This is a genomic window from Variovorax sp. AC194 (assembly GCF_979257995.1).
The window spans coordinates 248,419-266,283 of the sequence record NZ_OZ409823.1 but is presented as its reverse complement, the minus strand read 5'-3'; the positions used below and the strand labels follow the sequence as shown (position 1 = coordinate 266,283).

The 17,865-nt window shown below is 66.6% G+C and carries 16 protein-coding genes; 6 read left to right on the top strand and 10 right to left on the bottom strand.

Features of this window, described 5'->3' with window-relative positions:
* Positions 1 to 7: 7 nt before the first annotated feature.
* Genes lptC through ACZYRS_RS01270 form a run of 3 tightly spaced genes read right to left on the bottom strand, consistent with a single transcriptional unit; the run spans position 8 to position 2,216 of the window.
* A complete protein-coding gene (gene lptC, locus ACZYRS_RS01280) occupies positions 8 to 670 on the bottom strand; it encodes an LPS export ABC transporter periplasmic protein LptC (protein ID WP_198785451.1) in 663 nt (220 codons plus the stop codon).
* Positions 667 to 1,215, bottom strand: coding sequence for a KdsC family phosphatase (locus ACZYRS_RS01275; protein WP_198785452.1), 549 nt, complete (start codon positions 1,213 to 1,215; stop codon positions 667 to 669). Before ACZYRS_RS01275 ends, lptC begins: the two co-directional genes overlap by 4 nt.
* Positions 1,215 to 2,216: a KpsF/GutQ family sugar-phosphate isomerase gene (locus ACZYRS_RS01270; RefSeq protein ID WP_463417830.1), complete on the bottom strand. Its 1,002-nt coding sequence runs from the start codon at positions 2,214 to 2,216 to the stop codon at positions 1,215 to 1,217. Before ACZYRS_RS01270 ends, ACZYRS_RS01275 begins: the two co-directional genes overlap by 1 nt.
* 86 nt (positions 2,217 to 2,302) lie before the next feature.
* Here ACZYRS_RS01270 and ACZYRS_RS01265 point away from each other — a divergent pair, with 86 nt between their 5' ends.
* On the top strand, positions 2,303 to 4,288 hold the full coding sequence (locus ACZYRS_RS01265) for a monovalent cation:proton antiporter-2 (CPA2) family protein (RefSeq protein WP_463417829.1): 1,986 nt from the start codon (positions 2,303 to 2,305) through the stop codon (positions 4,286 to 4,288).
* A gap of 132 nt (positions 4,289 to 4,420) precedes the next feature.
* Here ACZYRS_RS01265 and ACZYRS_RS01260 read toward each other — a convergent pair whose 3' ends face one another.
* The 7 genes from ACZYRS_RS01260 to rpmH form a co-directional block, all read right to left on the bottom strand.
* Positions 4,421 to 5,368, bottom strand: coding sequence for a zinc ribbon domain-containing protein (locus tag ACZYRS_RS01260; RefSeq protein WP_463417828.1), 948 nt, complete (start codon positions 5,366 to 5,368; stop codon positions 4,421 to 4,423).
* Positions 5,369 to 5,462: 94 nt separating this feature from the next.
* A complete protein-coding gene (locus ACZYRS_RS01255) occupies positions 5,463 to 5,924 on the bottom strand; it encodes a Crp/Fnr family transcriptional regulator (RefSeq protein WP_198785456.1) in 462 nt (153 codons plus the stop codon).
* Positions 5,925 to 6,025: 101 nt separating this feature from the next.
* The gene (mnmE, locus tag ACZYRS_RS01250) at positions 6,026 to 7,435 is read right to left on the bottom strand and encodes a tRNA uridine-5-carboxymethylaminomethyl(34) synthesis GTPase MnmE (RefSeq protein WP_463417827.1); all 1,410 of its coding nucleotides are present in this window, start codon (positions 7,433 to 7,435) and stop codon (positions 6,026 to 6,028) included.
* 85 nt (positions 7,436 to 7,520) lie between these two features.
* On the bottom strand, positions 7,521 to 9,218 hold the full coding sequence (gene yidC / locus ACZYRS_RS01245) for a membrane protein insertase YidC (RefSeq protein ID WP_463417826.1): 1,698 nt from the start codon (positions 9,216 to 9,218) through the stop codon (positions 7,521 to 7,523).
* A complete protein-coding gene (gene yidD, locus ACZYRS_RS01240) occupies positions 9,215 to 9,502 on the bottom strand; it encodes a membrane protein insertion efficiency factor YidD (protein ID WP_013544365.1) in 288 nt (95 codons plus the stop codon). Before yidD ends, yidC begins: the two co-directional genes overlap by 4 nt.
* On the bottom strand, positions 9,499 to 9,918 hold the full coding sequence (locus ACZYRS_RS01235; RefSeq protein WP_463417825.1) for a ribonuclease P protein component: 420 nt from the start codon (positions 9,916 to 9,918) through the stop codon (positions 9,499 to 9,501). The genes yidD and ACZYRS_RS01235 overlap by 4 nt, the downstream gene beginning before the upstream one ends.
* 101 nt (positions 9,919 to 10,019) lie before the next feature.
* Positions 10,020 to 10,154, bottom strand: coding sequence for a 50S ribosomal protein L34 (gene rpmH, locus ACZYRS_RS01230; protein WP_007834827.1), 135 nt, complete (start codon positions 10,152 to 10,154; stop codon positions 10,020 to 10,022).
* 288 nt (positions 10,155 to 10,442) lie between these two features.
* Here rpmH and dnaA point away from each other — a divergent pair, with 288 nt between their 5' ends.
* The 5 genes from dnaA (at position 10,443) to ACZYRS_RS01205 (ending at position 17,819) form a co-directional block, all read left to right on the top strand.
* Positions 10,443 to 11,822 (top strand): chromosomal replication initiator protein DnaA, encoded by a 1,380-nt coding sequence (dnaA, locus tag ACZYRS_RS01225; protein WP_042577248.1) that lies wholly within the window; start codon positions 10,443 to 10,445, stop codon positions 11,820 to 11,822.
* An 89-nt stretch (positions 11,823 to 11,911) separates the two neighbouring features.
* The gene (gene dnaN, locus ACZYRS_RS01220; protein ID WP_013538472.1) at positions 11,912 to 13,018 is read left to right on the top strand and encodes a DNA polymerase III subunit beta; all 1,107 of its coding nucleotides are present in this window, start codon (positions 11,912 to 11,914) and stop codon (positions 13,016 to 13,018) included.
* A 135-nt stretch (positions 13,019 to 13,153) separates the two neighbouring features.
* On the top strand, positions 13,154 to 15,775 hold the full coding sequence (gyrB, locus tag ACZYRS_RS01215) for a DNA topoisomerase (ATP-hydrolyzing) subunit B (RefSeq protein WP_198785460.1): 2,622 nt from the start codon (positions 13,154 to 13,156) through the stop codon (positions 15,773 to 15,775).
* Between the two features lie 903 nt (positions 15,776 to 16,678).
* A complete protein-coding gene (locus tag ACZYRS_RS01210) occupies positions 16,679 to 17,203 on the top strand; it encodes a hypothetical protein (RefSeq protein WP_198785461.1) in 525 nt (174 codons plus the stop codon).
* A 121-nt stretch (positions 17,204 to 17,324) separates the two neighbouring features.
* Positions 17,325 to 17,819, top strand: coding sequence for a hypothetical protein (locus ACZYRS_RS01205; RefSeq protein ID WP_463417824.1), 495 nt, complete (start codon positions 17,325 to 17,327; stop codon positions 17,817 to 17,819).
* Positions 17,820 to 17,865: the final 46 nt, after the last annotated feature.

Genomic DNA, 17,865 nt, shown 5'->3' with positions numbered 1-17,865 from the left:
GTCTTCTTCAGCGCGGCTTCTTGCCAGCGCCCGCGGCCGTGGCGGCCGAGGGCACCAGCAGCCCGCGCACCCGGCCGGTCAGGTTGGCCACGCCGCTCAGGTTGTCGTAGTCGAGGTTGTCGGCGGTGAACTGGTCGACGCCGCGGATCAGCGTGACCGGCTTGTTCGACGTCACCCGCTCGGTGTCGAGAAAGGCGTGCAGGAAATCGCCGCGGAATTCGAGCCGCGGCGTGGGCTTGCCGTTGGCGCCCACCGACGGGTCGCGGATGACGATCGCATTGCCGAACAGCTGGATCTCGCTGCCGTCCGAATTCGAGAGTCCCCGGTTGGCCGTCGCGTGCGTGGTGTAGCCCTGCGGCGAGACCGAGCGCATGCGCACGTCGTCGACCTCGACCGTGTCGGTGTCCGGATAGTGCCGGCCTTCCTTGCCGTGCAGTTCGCTGCGCAGGTCGCCGTTGGGCAGGAAGTTCTTGATCACGAAGTCGCGCATGAAGTAGTCGGGCTCGTGCGTGGGCGCCACCTTGGCGGTGGGCTCCAGCAGCTTGGGCGCGTTGCGCACGAGCCAGTAGGTGCCCAGCGCCACGGCCGCCGTCAGGATGATCGGCAGGTAGATCGTCGCGCGGTCGAGCACGTCGCGCACCAGGCCCCATGCGCTTTTCAGGTTGGTCATGGGTTCGGGCCTCGCGCGGCGTCGAGCAGGTGCCGGTACTGGCCGCAAGCCGTGAGCAGCAGGTCGCAGAATTCGCGCGCCGCGCCTTCGCCGCCGCGCGCCTGGGTGACGTAGCGCGCAACGCCGCGCACTTCGACATGCGCATTGGCCGGCGCCGCCGCAAAGCCCACGCGCGTGAGCACCGGCAGGTCGGGCCAGTCGTCGCCGATGGCCGCGGCCTGCGCCCAGGTGAAGCCCAGTTGCTCGAGCATGGTCTCGGCCGCGGGCAATTTGTCTTCGGTGCCATAGCGCACGTGCTCGATGCCCAGCGCCTCGAGCCGCACGCGCAGCGGCTTGGAATCGCGCCCCGTGATCACGGCCGGCACGATGCCCGCCAGCCGCAGCAGCTTCAGGCCATAGCCATCGAGGATGCTGAAGCGCTTGAGCGTTTCGCCGTGTTCGGTGAAGTAGACGCCGCCGTCGGTCAGCACGCCGTCGATGTCGAAGAAGACGATGCGGACATCCTGCGCGGCGAGCAATGTTTCGGCCTGGAACGCGAGCGGCATCAGATGACTTTCGCGCGCATCAGGTCGTTGATGCTCAGCGCGCCGATCAGGAGGCCCGCCGCGTCGACCACCAGCACGCTGGTGATGCGGTGGTTTTCCATCAGCTCGGCCGCCTCGACGGCCAGCGCGTCGGCGCGCAGCGTGCGGGGGCCCGGATGCATGACGTCGGCGGCCGTCAAGGCGCGCAGGTCGGCGCCGGTCTCGACCTTCCGGCGCAGGTCGCCGTCGGTGAAGATTCCGATCGCGCGACCCTCGGCGTCGACCACGGCGGTGGCGCCGAGCCCCTTGGAGCTCATCTCGCGCATCAGCTCGCTCAGCGATGCGGTGGGCGCGACGCGCGGCACCTCGGCGTCCGAGCGCATCACGTCGCTCACATGGGTCAGCAGCTTGCGACCCAGCGCGCCGCCGGGGTGCGAGCGCGCGAAATCCTCGGAGCCGAAGCCGCGCGCATCCAGCAGCGCCACGGCCAGCGCATCGCCCATCGCCATCTGGGCGGTGGTGCTCGCGGTGGGGGCGAGGTTGAGGGGGCAGGCTTCCTTGGACACACCGGCATCGAGCACGATGTCGGCATGGCGCCCAAGCGTCGAGTCGGCGCGGCCGGTCATGGCAATCAGCGGCACGCCCTGGCGCTTGACCACGGGCAGGATCACCGTGAGTTCCTGGACCTCGCCGCTGTTGGAGATGGCCAGCACCAGGTCGACCGCCTTGATCATCCCCAGGTCGCCGTGGCTGGCCTCGGCCGGGTGCACGAACATCGCGGGCGTGCCGGTGGAGGCGAGGGTGGCGGCGATCTTGCGGCCGACGTGGCCGCTCTTGCCCATGCCCATCACGACCACGCGGCCGCGCACCTCCAGGATCTTGCGCACGGCGTCCACGAAGCTGGGACCGACACGGTCCTTCAGGCCGAGAACGGCCTCGGCTTCGATGTCGAACGTGAGGCGTGCCCGAGCGAGGATGGCGTCGGGGTCGACCACGGGGGCCGGGGCGGGGCGGGAACTCATCGGCCGATTTTACGGGCCGCTCAGAGTCGATTGGCGGCTTGCCCCGGGGAAGCCCGGGGCACGGACATTGCTCTAGCATCCGCACCATGTCTTCGTTCGATCTCACGCTGTTGTATTTGCTGGCCGCAGTGATCGGCGTGGTGGTCTGCCGGTCGCTCAAGCTGCCGCCGATGCTGGGGTATCTCTCGGCGGGGGTCCTGATCGGGCCGCATGCGTTCGCGCTTGCGCAGAACTCCGAGGGCATCCGGCACCTGGGCGAATTCGGCGTGGTGTTCCTCATGTTCGTGATCGGGCTCGAGTTCAGCCTGCCCAAGCTGCGGGCGATGCGCAAGCACGTGTTCGGCCTCGGCCTCCTGCAGGTGCTGCTCACGATGGCCATCGCCACGGCCGGCGCCCTGGTCATCGCCACGCAGCTGCCGCCGGCCTGGCGCCTGGGCTGGCAGACGGCGCTCGCGCTCTCGGGCGCGCTCACCATGAGCAGCACCGCCATCGTGGTCAAGCTGATGTCCGAGCGGCTCGAGTTGGAGAGCGAGCACGGCAAGCGCGTGATGGGCGTGCTGCTGTTCCAGGACTTGGCGGTGGTGCCGCTGCTGGTGCTGATTCCCGCGCTCGGCGCGCCGCCCGAGGCGCTGGCCAAGGCGCTGGGCCTCGCGCTGGTGAAGGCGACCGTTCTCATCGGCCTGCTGCTCTACGGCGGCCCGCGCGTGATGCGCTGGTGGCTCACCATCGTTGCGCGGCGGCGCAGTGAGGAGCTCTTCATCCTGAACGTGTTGCTGATCACGCTGGGGCTCGCGTGGCTCACCGAGCTGGCGGGCCTGAGCCTCGCGCTGGGCGCCTTCATCGCCGGCATGCTGGTGTCGGAGACCGAATACAAGCACCAGGTCGAAACCGACATCCGCCCGTTCCACGACGTGCTGCTGGGCCTGTTCTTCATCACGGTCGGCATGTCGCTCGACTGGCACATCGTGGTCGACCGGTGGCTCCTGGTGGCCGTGCTGCTGCTGGTGCCGCTGCTCTTCAAGCTGGCGCTGGTGACGGTGCTCGCGCGGGTGCTGGGCGCGACCTCGGGCGTGTCGCTGCGCACCGGCCTCTATCTTGCGCAGGCCGGCGAGTTCGGCTTCGTGCTGCTGACGCTCGCGCAGGACAGGAGCCTGCTGCCGCCCTGGCTCGCGAACCCGGTGCTGGCCTCGATGGTGCTGTCGATGCTCGCGACGCCGTTCATCATCATGTACAGCAACGCCATCGTGCGAAAGCTGGTGGCCAGCGACTGGCTGCAGCAGTCGCTGCAAATGACGAGCATCGCGCGCAAGACCATCAACACCGCCAGGCACGTGATCATCTGCGGCTACGGGCGCTGCGGGCAGAACCTGGCGCGCATCCTGGAGCGCGAAGGCATTCCGTACATGGCGCTCGACCTGGACCCCGACCGCGTGCGCCAGGCCGCCGCCGCCGGCGACTCGGTGGTGTTCGGCGACGCGGCCCGGCTGCAGGCGCTGATGGCCGCGGGCCTCGCGCGCGCCAGCGCCGTCGTCGTCACGTACCTGGACGTGCCCGGCGCGATGAAGGTGCTGGCCAACACGCGCGCCCACGCTGCCCATGTGCCGGTGATCGTGCGCACGCAGGACGACCACGACCTGGAGAAGCTGCAGGCCGCCGGCGCGACCGAGGTGGTGCCCGAGGCCATCGAGGGTTCGCTGATGCTCGCGAGCCATGCGCTGGCGCTGGTCGGCGTGCCGATGCGCCGCGTGATCCGCGTGGTGCAGGACCAGCGTGACGCGCGCTACAACCTGCTGCGCGGCTACTTCCACGGCGCCGACGACGACAACGCCGACGAGATCGACCACGAGCGGCTCAACAGCTTCACCCTGAACCCCGGCGCCCGCGCCATCGGCCACACCCTGGAGCAGCTGGCGCTGGACACCCTGGGCGTGCGCGTCGCCACCCTGCGCCGCCAGGACGGCCAGGCCCGCGTGCCCACCGGCGAGACCGTGCTGACGGATGGCGACACGCTGGTGCTCTCGGGCAAACCCACCGCCCTGGCCATCGCCATCGAACGCCTTCAAAAAGGCTGACGTCCCGTCCCTGTGCTCCTCCCCTTCCCATTCGGGAATACCGAGGAACCGGCTTCGCCGGGCCTCAGGTATTGCCCCCGGTAGAGGGGGTGGGCGAAGCGGACACGAAGTGCCGCGCAGCCTGGGGGCGAGCTAATTGATCAGGGTGGGGTTGCGCTTTTCTTCTTCGAGCCGCTGCTGGCGCCGCACCGCTTCGCACTGCGCATGCGCCTTGAACTCGGGCTTCACGCACTGCGCCGCCATGCACTGGGCCTTGGCGATGAAGTTGCGGTCGCCGCACAGGGCCTGCGGTTCAGCGGGAGCGGCCGGGGCCGCGGGCGGCGGCACCGGCGCGGCGGCAGGTGCCGGGGCTTCGGGCGCGGCGGCCGGCGGCGCGGCCGTCGCCTGCTTGCGCGGTGGCTTGGCGGCAGGCTTGGGTGTTGCGACCGGCGCGGTGGAAGCGGCCTCTGCCGCGGGCGCCTCGACGGCTGGCGTCTCCGCGGGTGCAACGGATTCGGCGGGCGGTGGCATGGCAACCGGCGGTGCGGCAGCAGGTGCCGGATCAGGCACTGCGACGGGCGGCGGCGGCGCCTCGGCCTGCTCCGCCGCCTTGCGCGTGCCATAGCCATACCAGCCGGCGATAACCATCACCACCGCGACCGCCAGCAGGCTCAGCCAGAGAACGAGGCCACGCCGGCGCAACGCCGGTTCGGGCGGCTCGGGTGTGCGGGGCACCTTGACCCGCGCGCGCTTGCGCTCGGACCGCTCGCTGATGGAAGACGGCGTCGGCACGCGCGGTTGGCCGGGCGCGAGGATCACGGTGCGCTCGTCGCCCGGCACAGCGGCCGGCGCCCGGCCGAAAAAGCTGCGCGCGGACGGCGCGGGCTCGGGCAGATCGAAGAGCGGCGCCGGGATCGTCGGCGCGCGCAACTGGGCGGGCGCGGTGGTGGCCCATTCGCGATCGGCCTGGCTGCCCAAATTGAGGGGGCTGGGGGCAGGAGGAATCCGGCTCGCCGTCGCGGACAGCGTCGTGCCGCAGCTCTTGCAGAAATTCGCGCCGTCACGGTTTTCCGTGCTGCAGACCGGGCAGATCGAGGCCATGGCTTACTTACTGACTACTCTCGGAATCCAAAAGAACAAACACTCTGCTGCGCGTGCGGCCTGCGAATCTGTCTGGCTGTGCGCCGAAGGCGCCTCAGGTCACGGCCACGCGCTTGGAGCGGTGCGCCATGCGCTTGGCGATCACGGCGCCCAGCGCCATCGCGATCTCCAGCGCCATGTTGGGCTGGCGGTTCGACATTTCCGCAAAGCGGATCGCGGTGAGCCGCCAGACGCGTCCCGCCCCGGTGACGACCACGTTGGCCGAGTGCGGCTGGCGCGAGAAGAAAGCGCCTTCGCCCACCACCGCGCCGGGCGTGAGGACCGCCAGGCGCATCTGTTCCTTGCTGCTGACGCGGTGCACGCTGATGGCGCCGCTCTCGACGAAGAACACCGACCGGTCGGGTGTGTTCTGCTCGATCAGCACGTCGCCCACGCCGGTGTCGATGGGCTGCAGGTAACCGGCCACCGTTTCCCATTGCTGGACGGTGAAGGTCAACGCAAAAGCGTCGGTGCTCGTGTTTTCCGCGATGGCGCGGCTCAGGTTCAGGATGGACATGTTTTTTTCGGCCCCCGCATGTGAGTCGAAGTATCCGCGAAGGCCAAGCGTTTCGGCTACAAGTGTTTACGTTTCGCCGGGCGGCGCGTCGCCATGTGTCGCTATTTCCCGATACAGAAGCGCGAAAAGATGACCCCCAGCAGATCGTCGGCGCCGAACTCTCCGGTGATCTCGTTGAGCGCGTTCTGCGCGAGGCGCAGCTCCTCGGCCAAGAGATCAAGCAGCTGCGCCTGGGCCGCGAGGTGGCTCGCGGCCAGCGCCAGGTGCGTCTCGACCCGGCCGAGCGCCTGCACGTGGCGCGCACGCGCGAGGTAGACGCCTTCGGGCACGGACTGCCAGCCGGCCATGGCCAGCAACTGATCGCGCAGGGCCTCGATGCCGAGGCCGGTCTTCGCCGAGAGCGCGATGCCTTGGGCCGGAGCGGCGCCCGGCGCGGCGTCCTGCTTGTTCCAGACATCGAGCACCGGCACGCTCGCGGGCAGCTTGCCCTGCAGGCCGCGCAGGATCTGCGCATCGGCGGCGGCGTAGTCCGGCTGGTCGGCGCGCGTCAGGTCGTGCAGGAACAGCACGGCGTCGGCGCTTTCGATCTGCCCCCAGGCGCGCGCCACGCCGATCTGCTCGACCTCGTCGCTGCTGTCGCGCAGGCCCGCCGTGTCGGCCACGTGCAGCGGCACGCCGTGGATCTGGATGGTTTGCGAAACCACGTCGCGCGTGGTGCCCGCCACCGCGCTCACGATCGCCAGCTCGGCGCCGGCCAGGGCGTTGAGCAGCGAGCTCTTGCCCGCGTTCGGCTGGCCCGCGATGACGACCTTGATGCCTTCGCGCAGCAGGGCGCCTTGCTTGGCGCGCTGCTGCACGGCGGCGAGTTGCGACTGCAGTCTCGTGAGCTGCCCAGCCGCGTCGGCCTTCTGCAGGAAATCGATTTCCTCTTCCGGAAAGTCGAGCGTCGCCTCGACCAGCATGCGCAGGTGGATCAGCGCATCGCGCAGCGTGTGGATCTCGCGCGAGAACGCGCCCGAGAGCGAGCGCCCGGCGCTGCGCGCGGCGGCCTCGGTGCTGGCGTCGATCAGGTCGGCGATGGCCTCGGCCTGCGCCAGATCGATCTTGCCGTTGAGGAACGCGCGCTGGCTGAATTCGCCCGGCTCCGCCACGCGCAGGCCGGCAAGGCGCGGGCGTCCGGTGACCGGGTCGGCTTCGGCCGCGGCTTCGAGGCAGCGCGCCAGCAGCAGCTGCAGCACGACCGTTCCGCCGTGCGCCTGCAGCTCGAGCACGTCTTCGCCGGTGAAGGAGTTCGGCGAAGGAAAGTGGATCGCCAGTCCGTGATCGACCGGCTCGCCGCCGGCGTCCCGGAACGGCAGGTACGTCGCCTCGCGCGGCTTGAGCGCGCGCCCGCAGACCGCCTCGATCAACGGCGCCAGCCGCGCGCCGGACACCCGCACGATGCCCACCGCCCCGCGCCCCGAGGCGGTGGCGACGGCGACGATGGGATCGGTGGTGCAGGCGAAGGTCATGGCAGCGCGATTCTTTCAGCAAAAAGGAAAAGGGCCGCGGATGCGGCCCTTTGCGGTGGCGACGAAGCGCCGTTGGGTGGTCAGCTTACTTGCCCAGCACGCCCAACCGCTTGTTGATGAACCACTGCTGCGCGATCGACAGCACGTTGTTCGTGATCCAGTACAGCACGAGACCCGCCGGGAAGAAGATGAACATCACGCTGAACGCGAGCGGCATGATCCACATCAGCTTGGCCTGCATCGGATCGGGCGGCGTCGGGTTAAGCCAGGTCTGGAACAGCGACGTGGCCGTCATCACGACCGGCAGGATGTACCAGGGGTCCGGTGCCGAGAGGTCGGTGATCCAGCCGATCCACGGTGCGTGGCGCATTTCGACCGACGACAGCAGCACCCAGTAGAGCGCGATGAACACCGGGATCTGGATCACGATGGGGAAACAGCCGCCCATCGGATTGACCTTCTCGGTCTTGTAGATCCGCATCATCTCCTGCTGCATCTCTTGCGGCTTGTCTTTGAGCCGCTCGCGCATTTCCATGATCTTGGGGTTGATGGCCTTCATCTTGGCCATGCTGGCGTAGGCCTTGGCGTTGAGCCAGTAGAAGGCCGCCTTCAGCAGCACCACCAGCGCCACGATCGACCAGCCCCAGTTGCCCAGGATGCCGTGCAGCTGGGTGAGCAGCCAGTACAGCGGCTTGGAGATGATCGCGAAGATGCCGTAGTCCTTCACCAGGTCCAGGCCGGGGGCGATGGTTTCGAGCTTCTTTTCTTCTTCGGGGCCGGCGAACAGCACGCTGTTCACGAGTTGCGTGGCGCCCGGGGCAATCTTGGGCAGCGTGGCCACCATGGCGACGGTGAAGAGGTTGTCGCCCAGGTCCTTCACGCGGAATTCGCGGCGCAGTTGCTCGCTGGCCGGGTCGCCCTTGAGGAGCCAAGCCGACGCGAAGTAGTGCTGCACCATCGCGATCCAGCCGTCGTTGGCCGGCGGCGGCGGCTCGATCTTGCCCTTGGCGATGTCCTTGAAGTCGAGCTTGTGGAACTTCTTCTCGTTGGTGTAGGCGGCCGGACCGGTGAAGGTGTTGGTGCCGAACATCGTGCTGCTGGCCACCGTGCCGTGGCGCAGGAGCTGCATGTAGAGCTGCGCGTCGCGCGGCTGGTCGCTCACGTTGGCCACTTCGTGGCGCACGCCGATGGCGTAGTCGCCGCGGTGGAACACGTAGGTCTTGGTGTACTTCAGGCCGCCGACGGGGGCGCTCTCGAAGCTCACTTCCAGCGTGTTCTGGCCGTCGGCCATCTCGCGCGGGCCAGCCTTGGCCGTCATCGGCGTCAGGTGGTTGGGAAAGCGCTCACCCGAGTCGACGGGGTTCAGGAGGCCCGTCTGCGCCACGTAGCGCGTGGCCGGCGAGCCGTTCTCGAACAGCACGACGCGCTTGGTGCGGTCGGCCTCGTCGTACTTCTGCAGCTCCAGGTTATTGACCGTGCCGCCATCGCTGTCGATCGTGGCCTTGAACAGGTCGGTGGTCACGACGACCTGCTCGCGGGGCGCGGCCGCCGCGGCCTGCGTGGGCACGGCGCCGGCGTTGCCGCTGGTGGTGCCGGATGCCGTCGGCACGCCGTTGCTGCTGGTTGCGGGCGCGGTGCCGGCCGGGGCGGCGGCCACGGCCGCCGGCTTGCTCGACGGCAGGAAGGTCGGCTTGTTGCCGTTGAAGACCTGCCATTGGTCCCACAGCAATACCAGCGAGAACCCAAAAATCACCCACAGGATCGTGCGGCGGATATCGTTCATGACGAAGACTTCTTGTCGGAGGAGAGAAGAGACGAAAACAGCGAGCCTGACTTGTCAGTGCGACACGGTGATTTCGGTGGAACCGGATCGTGGCCGCCCTGGCACCAGGGCTGGCAGCGCGCGATGCGGTGCAGAGTGAGGTAGCTGCCCTTGAGCGCGCCGTGCACCTCCAGCGCCTCGATCGAATACACCGAGCAGGTCGGCGTGAAGCGGCACGACTGGCCGAGCCAGGGGCTCAGCAGCAGGCGGTAGCCCTTCACGAGGCCGATCAGCAGGCGTTTCATGGGGAGGAGGGGGAAGAAGGTGCCGGCGCCGGTGCGGGCGAACGCGCGGCGCGCGCCAGCAACTGCTGGAGTTCGGCGCGCACGGCGCCCTTGAGCTTGTCCGAGGACGCGCTCACGAATTCCTTGCGATCAAACCCCGCCCGCAGCCGCACCACGTGCGCAGCACGGGGCAAGCCGACGTCGGGCGCGGCGCTCACGGTATAGATCTGGCGCTTGATGGCGTTGCGCGTGACGGCACGACGCGCCCAGCGCTTGGGCACCATGGCGCCCAGCCAGACATCGTCAGACGCGAACAGCGGCGCTGCGCTCGATGCGAGATCGAGCGCACAGCGATGCAATGCGAAATGGGCAGTGCGCGCCACAGTGGCACCTGCGAGGACGGCCTGGAATTGCGCGCGGGTCTTGAGCCGCTGCATGGAACCCGAGCCGCGTCCGTCGTTACCGATCGGGCCGCGTGCGCCAGCTGAAGGTGCTGGCGCGGGCGGTTCGGCTGCTGGCAACGGCAGGTGAGCCGCCGTCAGACGGCCAGGCGCTTGCGGCCCTTGGCGCGGCGTGCGTTGATGACGGCACGGCCGCCGCGGGTCTTCATGCGGACCAGAAAGCCGTGGGTACGGGCGCGGCGGACTTTGGATGCTTGGTATGTGCGTTTCATGATGGTTCCAGATTCCCTGATTTCCGCATGCGAAAAGCGCGCGGGCGCTGGGGAGCGTGTTTCGGATGGCCCCCGAAAGACGCAATGAGGTTTTCAGGGAAACCCGCAATTATCGCAAACATTCGGCCGGGGAACAATCTTCGACTGGTTTTGCGGGCCTTTCGCGGCCGTCCACAGCGTGTGGATAAGGTTTTGACAAGTTAGAATGCCCGGCGCCTTCCAGCAGAGAATATCCACAATACCTATACCAAGAAATGCCCGAGGGATTCACCACTTTTCAAAGCGCCCATGTCGACTGACGGCATCGGCGAAAGCCTCTGGCAGGCCTGCGTCGACCAGCTCGCGCAGGAGCTGTCCGAGCAGCAGTTCAACACCTGGATCAAGCCCCTGACCGCACAGGTTGCGGACGATCTGTCGCGCATGACGGTGTTCGTGGCGAACCGCTTCAAGCTCGACTGGATCCGCGCCCAGTACGCCGGCAAGATCGCCGCCATGGCCGAGAAGATGTACGGCCAGCCGGTGGCCGTCGAGTTAGCGCTTGCTCCTCGCGAAGCGCCCGTGCGCTCTGCCCCCGTGGCCGTGATGACCGAGACCGATGTGCCGCGCGACGTGGCCGGTCCGGGCGAGGAACCGGCTGCCGCCGGCTTCAAGAACCGCCTCAATTCAGGCCTCACTTTCGACACCCTGGTCGAAGGCACGGCCAACCGCATGGCGCGCGCCGCGGCCATGCACGTGGCCGGCATGCCGGGCCATCTGTACAACCCGCTTTTCATCTACGGCGGCGTCGGCCTGGGCAAGACCCACCTGATGCACGCTGTGGGTAACCGGCTCCTGGCCGATCGCCCCGATTCCAAAGTTCTCTACATCCACGCCGAGCAATTCGTCTCGGATGTGGTCAAAGCCTATCAGCGCAAGACTTTCGATGAGTTCAAGGAGCGGTACCACTCGCTCGACCTGCTGCTGATCGACGATGTGCAGTTCTTCGCCAACAAGGACCGCACGCAGGAAGAATTCTTCAACGCGTTCGAGGCCCTGCTGGCCAAGAAGTCGCACATCGTGATGACCAGCGACACCTATCCCAAGGGCCTGGCCGACATCCACGAGCGCCTGGTTTCGCGCTTCGATTCGGGCCTCACGGTGGCGATCGAGCCGCCCGAGCTCGAGATGCGCGTGGCCATCCTGATCAACAAGGCGCGCGCCGAATCGGCCGAAATGCCCGAGGAAGTGGCCTTCTTCGTCGCCAAGAACGTGCGTTCCAACGTGCGCGAGCTCGAAGGGGCGCTGCGCAAGATCCTGGCTTACTCGCGCTTCAACCAGAAGGAGATCTCGATCGCCCTGGCGCGCGAGGCGCTGCGCGACCTGCTGTCGATCCAGAATCGCCAGATCTCGGTCGAGAATATCCAGAAGACGGTGGCCGACTACTACAAGATCAAGGTCGCCGACATGTACAGCAAGAAACGCCCGGCCAGCATTGCGCGGCCGCGGCAGATCGCGATGTACCTGGCCAAGGAGCTCACCCAGAAGAGCCTGCCGGAAATCGGCGAACTGTTCGGCGGGCGCGACCACACGACGGTGCTGCACGCAGTGCGCAAGATCTCGGGCGAGCGCCAGCAGCTCACCGAGCTCAACCAGCAGCTGCACGTCCTCGAACAGACGCTCAAGGGCTGAAGCCGAATGCCATCCGGAATGCCCCTCGCGACAGCGGAGAATGGCGTCTTACAAGCTGATTCAAAGAGATAAGAGAAGAGGAAGAAGACATGATCGTTTTGAAGGCAACCCAAGACAAGGTTCTTGCAGCGCTGCAGTCGGTGTCGGGCATCGTCGAGCGGCGCCACACGCTGCCGATCCTGGCGAACGTGCTGATCCGCAAGACCGGCGGCCAGCTGCAGCTGACCACCAGCGACCTCGAGATCCAGATCCGCACCACGGCCGAGCTTGGCGGTGACGAAGGCAACTTCACCACCACCATCGGCGCGCGCAAGCTCATCGACATCCTGCGCACCATGCCCGCCGACCAGACCGTGAGCCTGGAGTCGAGCGCGAGCAAGCTGGTGCTCAAGGGCGGCAAGAGCCGGTTCACGCTGCAGTCCCTGCCCGCCGAAGACTTTCCGCTGGTGCAGGAAGCCGCCAATTTCGGCCCCGTGTTCAGCGTGCCGCAAAAGACGCTGAAGGACCTGCTCTCGCAGGTCTCGTTCGCGATGGCGGTGCATGACATCCGCTATTACCTGAACGGCATCCTCTTCGTGGCCGAAGGCAAGCAGCTGAGCCTGGTGGCCACCGACGGCCACCGCCTGGCGTTCTCCTCGGCCATGCTGGACGTCGAAGTGCCGCGGCAAGAGGTGATCCTTCCGCGCAAGACGGTGCTGGAGATGCAGCGCCTCCTGTCCGACGCCGAAGGCGCCATCGAGATGCAGTTCGCGAACAACCAGGCCAAGTTCAGCTTCGGCGGCATGGAGTTCGTCACCAAGCTGGTCGAGGGCAAGTTCCCCGACTACAACCGCGTGATCCCCAAGAACCACAAGAACACCGTCACGCTCGGCCGCGCGCCGCTCCTGGCCAGCCTGCAGCGCACCGCCATCCTGACCAGCGAGAAGTTCAAGGGCGTGCGCCTGAACATCGAGCCCGGCACGCTGCGCATCGCATCGAACAACGCCGAGCAGGAAGAAGCCCAGGACGAGCTCGATATCGACTACGGCGGCGACGCCATCGAAATCGGCTTCAACGTCACCTACCTGATCGACGCGCTGTCCAACATGGACCAGGACATGGTCAAGCTGGACCTGGCCGACTCCAACAGCTCGGCCTTGTTAACCATCCCCGAGAACGCATCTTTCAAGTACGTCGTGATGCCGATGCGTATCTAGCAGACAGACCACAAAGCGCCTTGCGCACACAACCCGCGGCCCTCCGCGGGTTTGCGCTTTCAAGAAGCGCCGAATTGAGTTCTTGAGAGCCCGAAAAATCACGTCAATGCCGTGAGAGAGATAGAGGAATATCGAATGAGTGCAGAAGAAAACAAGCCCGAAGTCCCGCACACCGAGCCGGTCTACACGCCTGAAGTCCAGATCGTCGCGCCCGAGGTCATCCTGGCCGACACCAGCTACGGCGAAGGCTCGATCACGATCCTGGAAGGGCTTGAAGCCGTGCGCAAGCGCCCCGGCATGTACATCGGTGACACCTCCGACGGCACGGGCCTGCACCACCTGGTGTTCGAAGTGGTGGACAACTCCATCGACGAGGCGCTCGCGGGCCATTGCGACGACATCGTCGTCACGATCCACAGCGACAACTCCATCTCCGTCACCGACAACGGCCGCGGCATCCCGACCGGCGTGAAGATGGACGACAAGCACGAGCCCAAGCGCTCGGCCGCCGAAATCGCCCTCACCGAACTGCACGCCGGCGGCAAGTTCAACCAGAACAGCTACAAGGTCTCGGGCGGCCTGCACGGCGTGGGCGTTTCCTGCGTGAACGCGCTGAGCGTGAAGCTGCGCCTGATCGTGCGCCGCGAAGGCAAGATCCACGAGCTCGAATTCAGCCGCGGCTTCGTGCAGAACCGCCTCTTGGAAACCGTGAACGGCTTCGAGGTCTCGCCCATGAAGATCATCGGCGACACCGACAAGCGCGGCACCGAGGTGCACTTCCTGCCCGACACCGAGATCTTCAAAGAGAACGCCGACTTCCACTATGAAATTCTCAGCAAGCGCCTGCGCGAGCTGAGCTTCCTGAACAACGGCGTGCGCATCCGCCTCTTGGACGAGCGCACCGGCAAGGAAGACGACTTCTCGGGCACCGGCGGCGTGCGCGGCTTCGTGGAGTTCATCAACAAGGGCAAGACCGTCCTGCATCCGAACTCGTTCTATGCAGCGGGCGAGAAGCCGGCCGACACCTACGGCGGCATCCCCGGCACGCACATCGGCGTGGAAGTGGCGATGCAGTGGAACAGCGGCTACAACGAGCAGGTCCTCTGCTTCACCAACAACATCCCCCAGCGTGACGGTGGCACCCACCTGACGGGCCTGCGCGCCGCGATGACCCGCGTCATCAACAAGTACATCGAAGAGAACGAATTCGCCAAGAAGGCGAAGGTCGAAGTCACAGGCGACGACATGCGCGAAGGCCTGTGCTGCGTGCTGAGCGTGAAGGTGCCCGAGCCCAAGTTCTCCAGCCAGACCAAGGACAAGCTGGTGTCCAGCGAGGTGCGCGCGCCGGTGGAAGACATCGTCGGCCGCCTGCTCACCGACTACCTGCAGGAGCGCCCGAACGACGCCAAGATCATCTGCGGCAAGATCGTCGAAGCCGCCCGCGCCCGCGAAGCGGCCCGCAAGGCCCGCGAAATGACGCGCCGCAAGGGCGTGCTCGACGGCATGGGCCTGCCCGGCAAGCTGGCCGACTGCCAGGAGAAAGATCCTGCCCTCTGCGAGGTCTATCTGGTGGAGGGCGACTCCGCTGGCGGGTCCGCCAAGCAGGGCCGCGACCGGAAGTTCCAGGCCATCCTGCCGCTGCGCGGCAAGATCCTGAACGTGGAGAAAGCGCGCTACGAGAAGCTGCTCACCAGCAACGAAATCCTGACGATGATCACCGCGCTGGGCACCGGCATCGGCCGCGCCGGTGCCACGACCTCGGGCGGCGGCGCGGACGACTTCAACGTCGCCAAGCTGCGCTACCACCGCATCATCATCATGACCGACGCCGACGTGGACGGCGCCCACATCCGCACGCTGCTGCTCACGTTCTTCTACCGGCAGATGCCCGAGCTGGTCGAGCGCGGCCACATCTACATCGCACAGCCGCCGCTGTACAAGGTGAAGGTCGGCAAGGAAGAGCAGTACCTGAAGGACGGCCCCGCGCTGGACGCGTTCCTCTTGAAGGTGGCGCTGAAGGATGCGCGCATCGAGACCGGCGGCGCCGGCTCCACAACGCTCTCGGGCGACACGCTGGGCGAGCTGGCGCGCAAGCACCAGGTGGCCGAGGCGGTGATCGCGCGCCTGCGCAACTTCATGGACGCCGAGGCCCTGCGCGCCATCGCCGACGGCGTGGCGCTCGACCTGGACACCACGCCCGCCGCCGAAGCCTCGGCCGTGGCGCTGCAGGCCAAGCTGCGCGAGCTCAATACCACCGGCATCCCGGCCGAGGTGAGCAGCGAATTCGACGCCCGCACCGACAAGCCGCTCTTGCGCATCAGCCGCCGCCACCACGGCAACATCAAGAGCAGCGTGCTCACGCAGGACTTCGTGCACGGCGCCGACTACGCCGCGCTGGCCGAAGCGGCCAACACCTTCCGCGGCTTGCTGAGCACCGAAGGTGCCGTGGTCAAGCGCGGCGAGGGCGAACGCGCCAAGGAAGAAAAGGTCGACGACTTCCGCCAGGCCATGAAGTGGCTCATCAGCGAAGCCGAACGCGCCACCTCGCGCCAGCGCTACAAGGGCCTGGGCGAAATGAACCCCGAGCAGCTGTGGGAAACCACCATGGACCCGGCCGTGCGGCGCCTCCTGCGCGTGCAGATCGACGACGCGATCGAAGCGGACCGCGTGTTCACGATGCTGATGGGCGACGAGGTGGAACCGCGGCGCGAGTTCATCGAGCAGAACGCATTGCGGGCGGCGAATATCGACGTTTGAGCGGGTAATTTCCGAAATGATTGCCGCAATTCCTGAGGGGATTGCGGCAATTTTTATTGCGCCGACGCAATAGGCCGGAATTTACCGCAAATACCTTCACCGAATTATCAATTCCTGGCGCAGGAATTGAATGACGTGCGTTGGAAAATTCCATAGCCCGAGGCGTTCAAATGCCTGCGCCGTGGCGTCTTGACGGGATGATCTCTCGGCTTTCAACCGGCGGGAGAGCCAGAAATTTCTCCGGCCTTCCTGGGCTGAAGCCGCATAAACAGGGGCTTCCGGGCGATCACTGGCTGGCTTATTTATCAGCCGTATATTCTTCTTCCCCCTGACTTCTAAAGCAAAAAAATCCGGGGGAGTTCTAATTAAATTGCCTATTCAATTGCTTCGCTCTTGCACCGCGCTATTGGCGGCCTAGCCAAAACCGCCGGTCCCGCGCTGCCTTTCTTTCGCTCCGCAAGCGATCCTGCGAATTCAAATCCTGCGGCCGCCGCGCGGCGACATCGAGCCTTCTGACGTATTCATCTAGCTGGCTGCATCCGGCTATTGCGCTGTTGGTGTTGCTGCTCGACGATGACAACTCGTGAGACATGGCTTTTCGTGTTCATCGAGGCATGAATAAAGGCACGCGGACGCGAGCCGGCGCGCGGCCATGCACCGCCGTAGGCCCGGCCCATGCACCCCCGCGGACCGCCCTCCAGACCGTCGCACATCAGGGTTTCCGTGAGGTAGGTAGCCGAAACAGGCCGCGATGCCCGTCACACAGCCGTCACCAGCTATTAAAACAATAGCGTTCAACTCGAATTCGAGGATCGTTCCTCGTAAACGCTATATCTAGCCCGACTCTTGCTAAGCAAAATCCTCGACGGATTTCACGTCATGCAAGATCGAGGACAACAAGCAATGAACCCTACGCGTCTCCGGCGGCCACTGGCCGCTTTGGTACTGGGCGGTACAGCAGCATTCCTCGGCGCCGTTTTGCCGGCCCACGCTTTCTCGAACCCGCCCATCCAGGTGGCGCAGGGCATCGAGTACATGTGCGGCGGCGCAGTCAAGGGCGAGGCCGAGTTCATGGAAATGGTGGCGCCGCGCTGGGCCGCGACGATCGAGCTGGGCGTGAGCGATGGCAAGGGTGCGCAGCTGGCCGGCTTTCCGGCCAAGGCCTCGGTGCAGATCCGCCAGAAGTACACCGGCCAGGCGGTGATGGACGTGGAAACGCGCGCGCCCTACATGCTGGCGCGCCTGAACCCCGGCGCCTACGACGTGAACGTGACGCTGGGCGGGCTCACGCTCACCCAGTCGCTGATCGTGATTGCCGGCGCGCCGGCCCGCGCGTCGTTCCTCTGGCCGTCGAACTTCGACATGGCCTCGGTCACGCCGCCGATGCCGCAGACGCAGGCGCTGGCGCAGACCTCCGCCGCCCGCTGAGCATTCATCGGCAAGCGCACCACGGCCGCATGCGTGGCCGGTGGTCAGCCTTTTCTAAGTCGTGCGCCGCACATTCGCGATGTGGCTTCTCGCCACCACGACCAGGAAAGGATTCAAGACCATGACCTCCCGTTTTTCTTCTTCACCGGGCACGCGGCCGCTGGCGGCCGCCCTGTTGTGCGGCGCCGTCCTGCTGGGGGCGTTTTCGACAGCCCAGGCGACGGTGAATCCGCCGATCTACATGACGCACGGCGTCGAATACATGAGCGGCGGCATCGGCAACGATGAAGCGCAGCTGATGGAGACGGTGTCGCCGCGCTGGCCCGCCACGTTCGAATTCGCGGTCAAGGACCACAAGGGCAGCGCCGACTTCGCCGCCGGCGTGCACGTCACGGTGCGCGACAGCAGCGGCACCGCGCTGCTGGAGAACGTGGTCTCGGGCGGCCCGTTCATGGTGGCGCGGCTGGAGCCGGGCAACTACGAAGTCGAGGCGCGCATCGGCAGCCAGGTGCTCAAGCAGCCGCTGCATGTGCTGCAGGGCGCGGCCGCGAAGGCCGTCTTCGAATGGCCGGCGGGCACCGACATGGCCTCGGCCGGCACGCGCACGGTGCAGTGACGCGGCGGCGCCGACGGACGGCGCGGCGCTTGCGGCACCTTGCAGC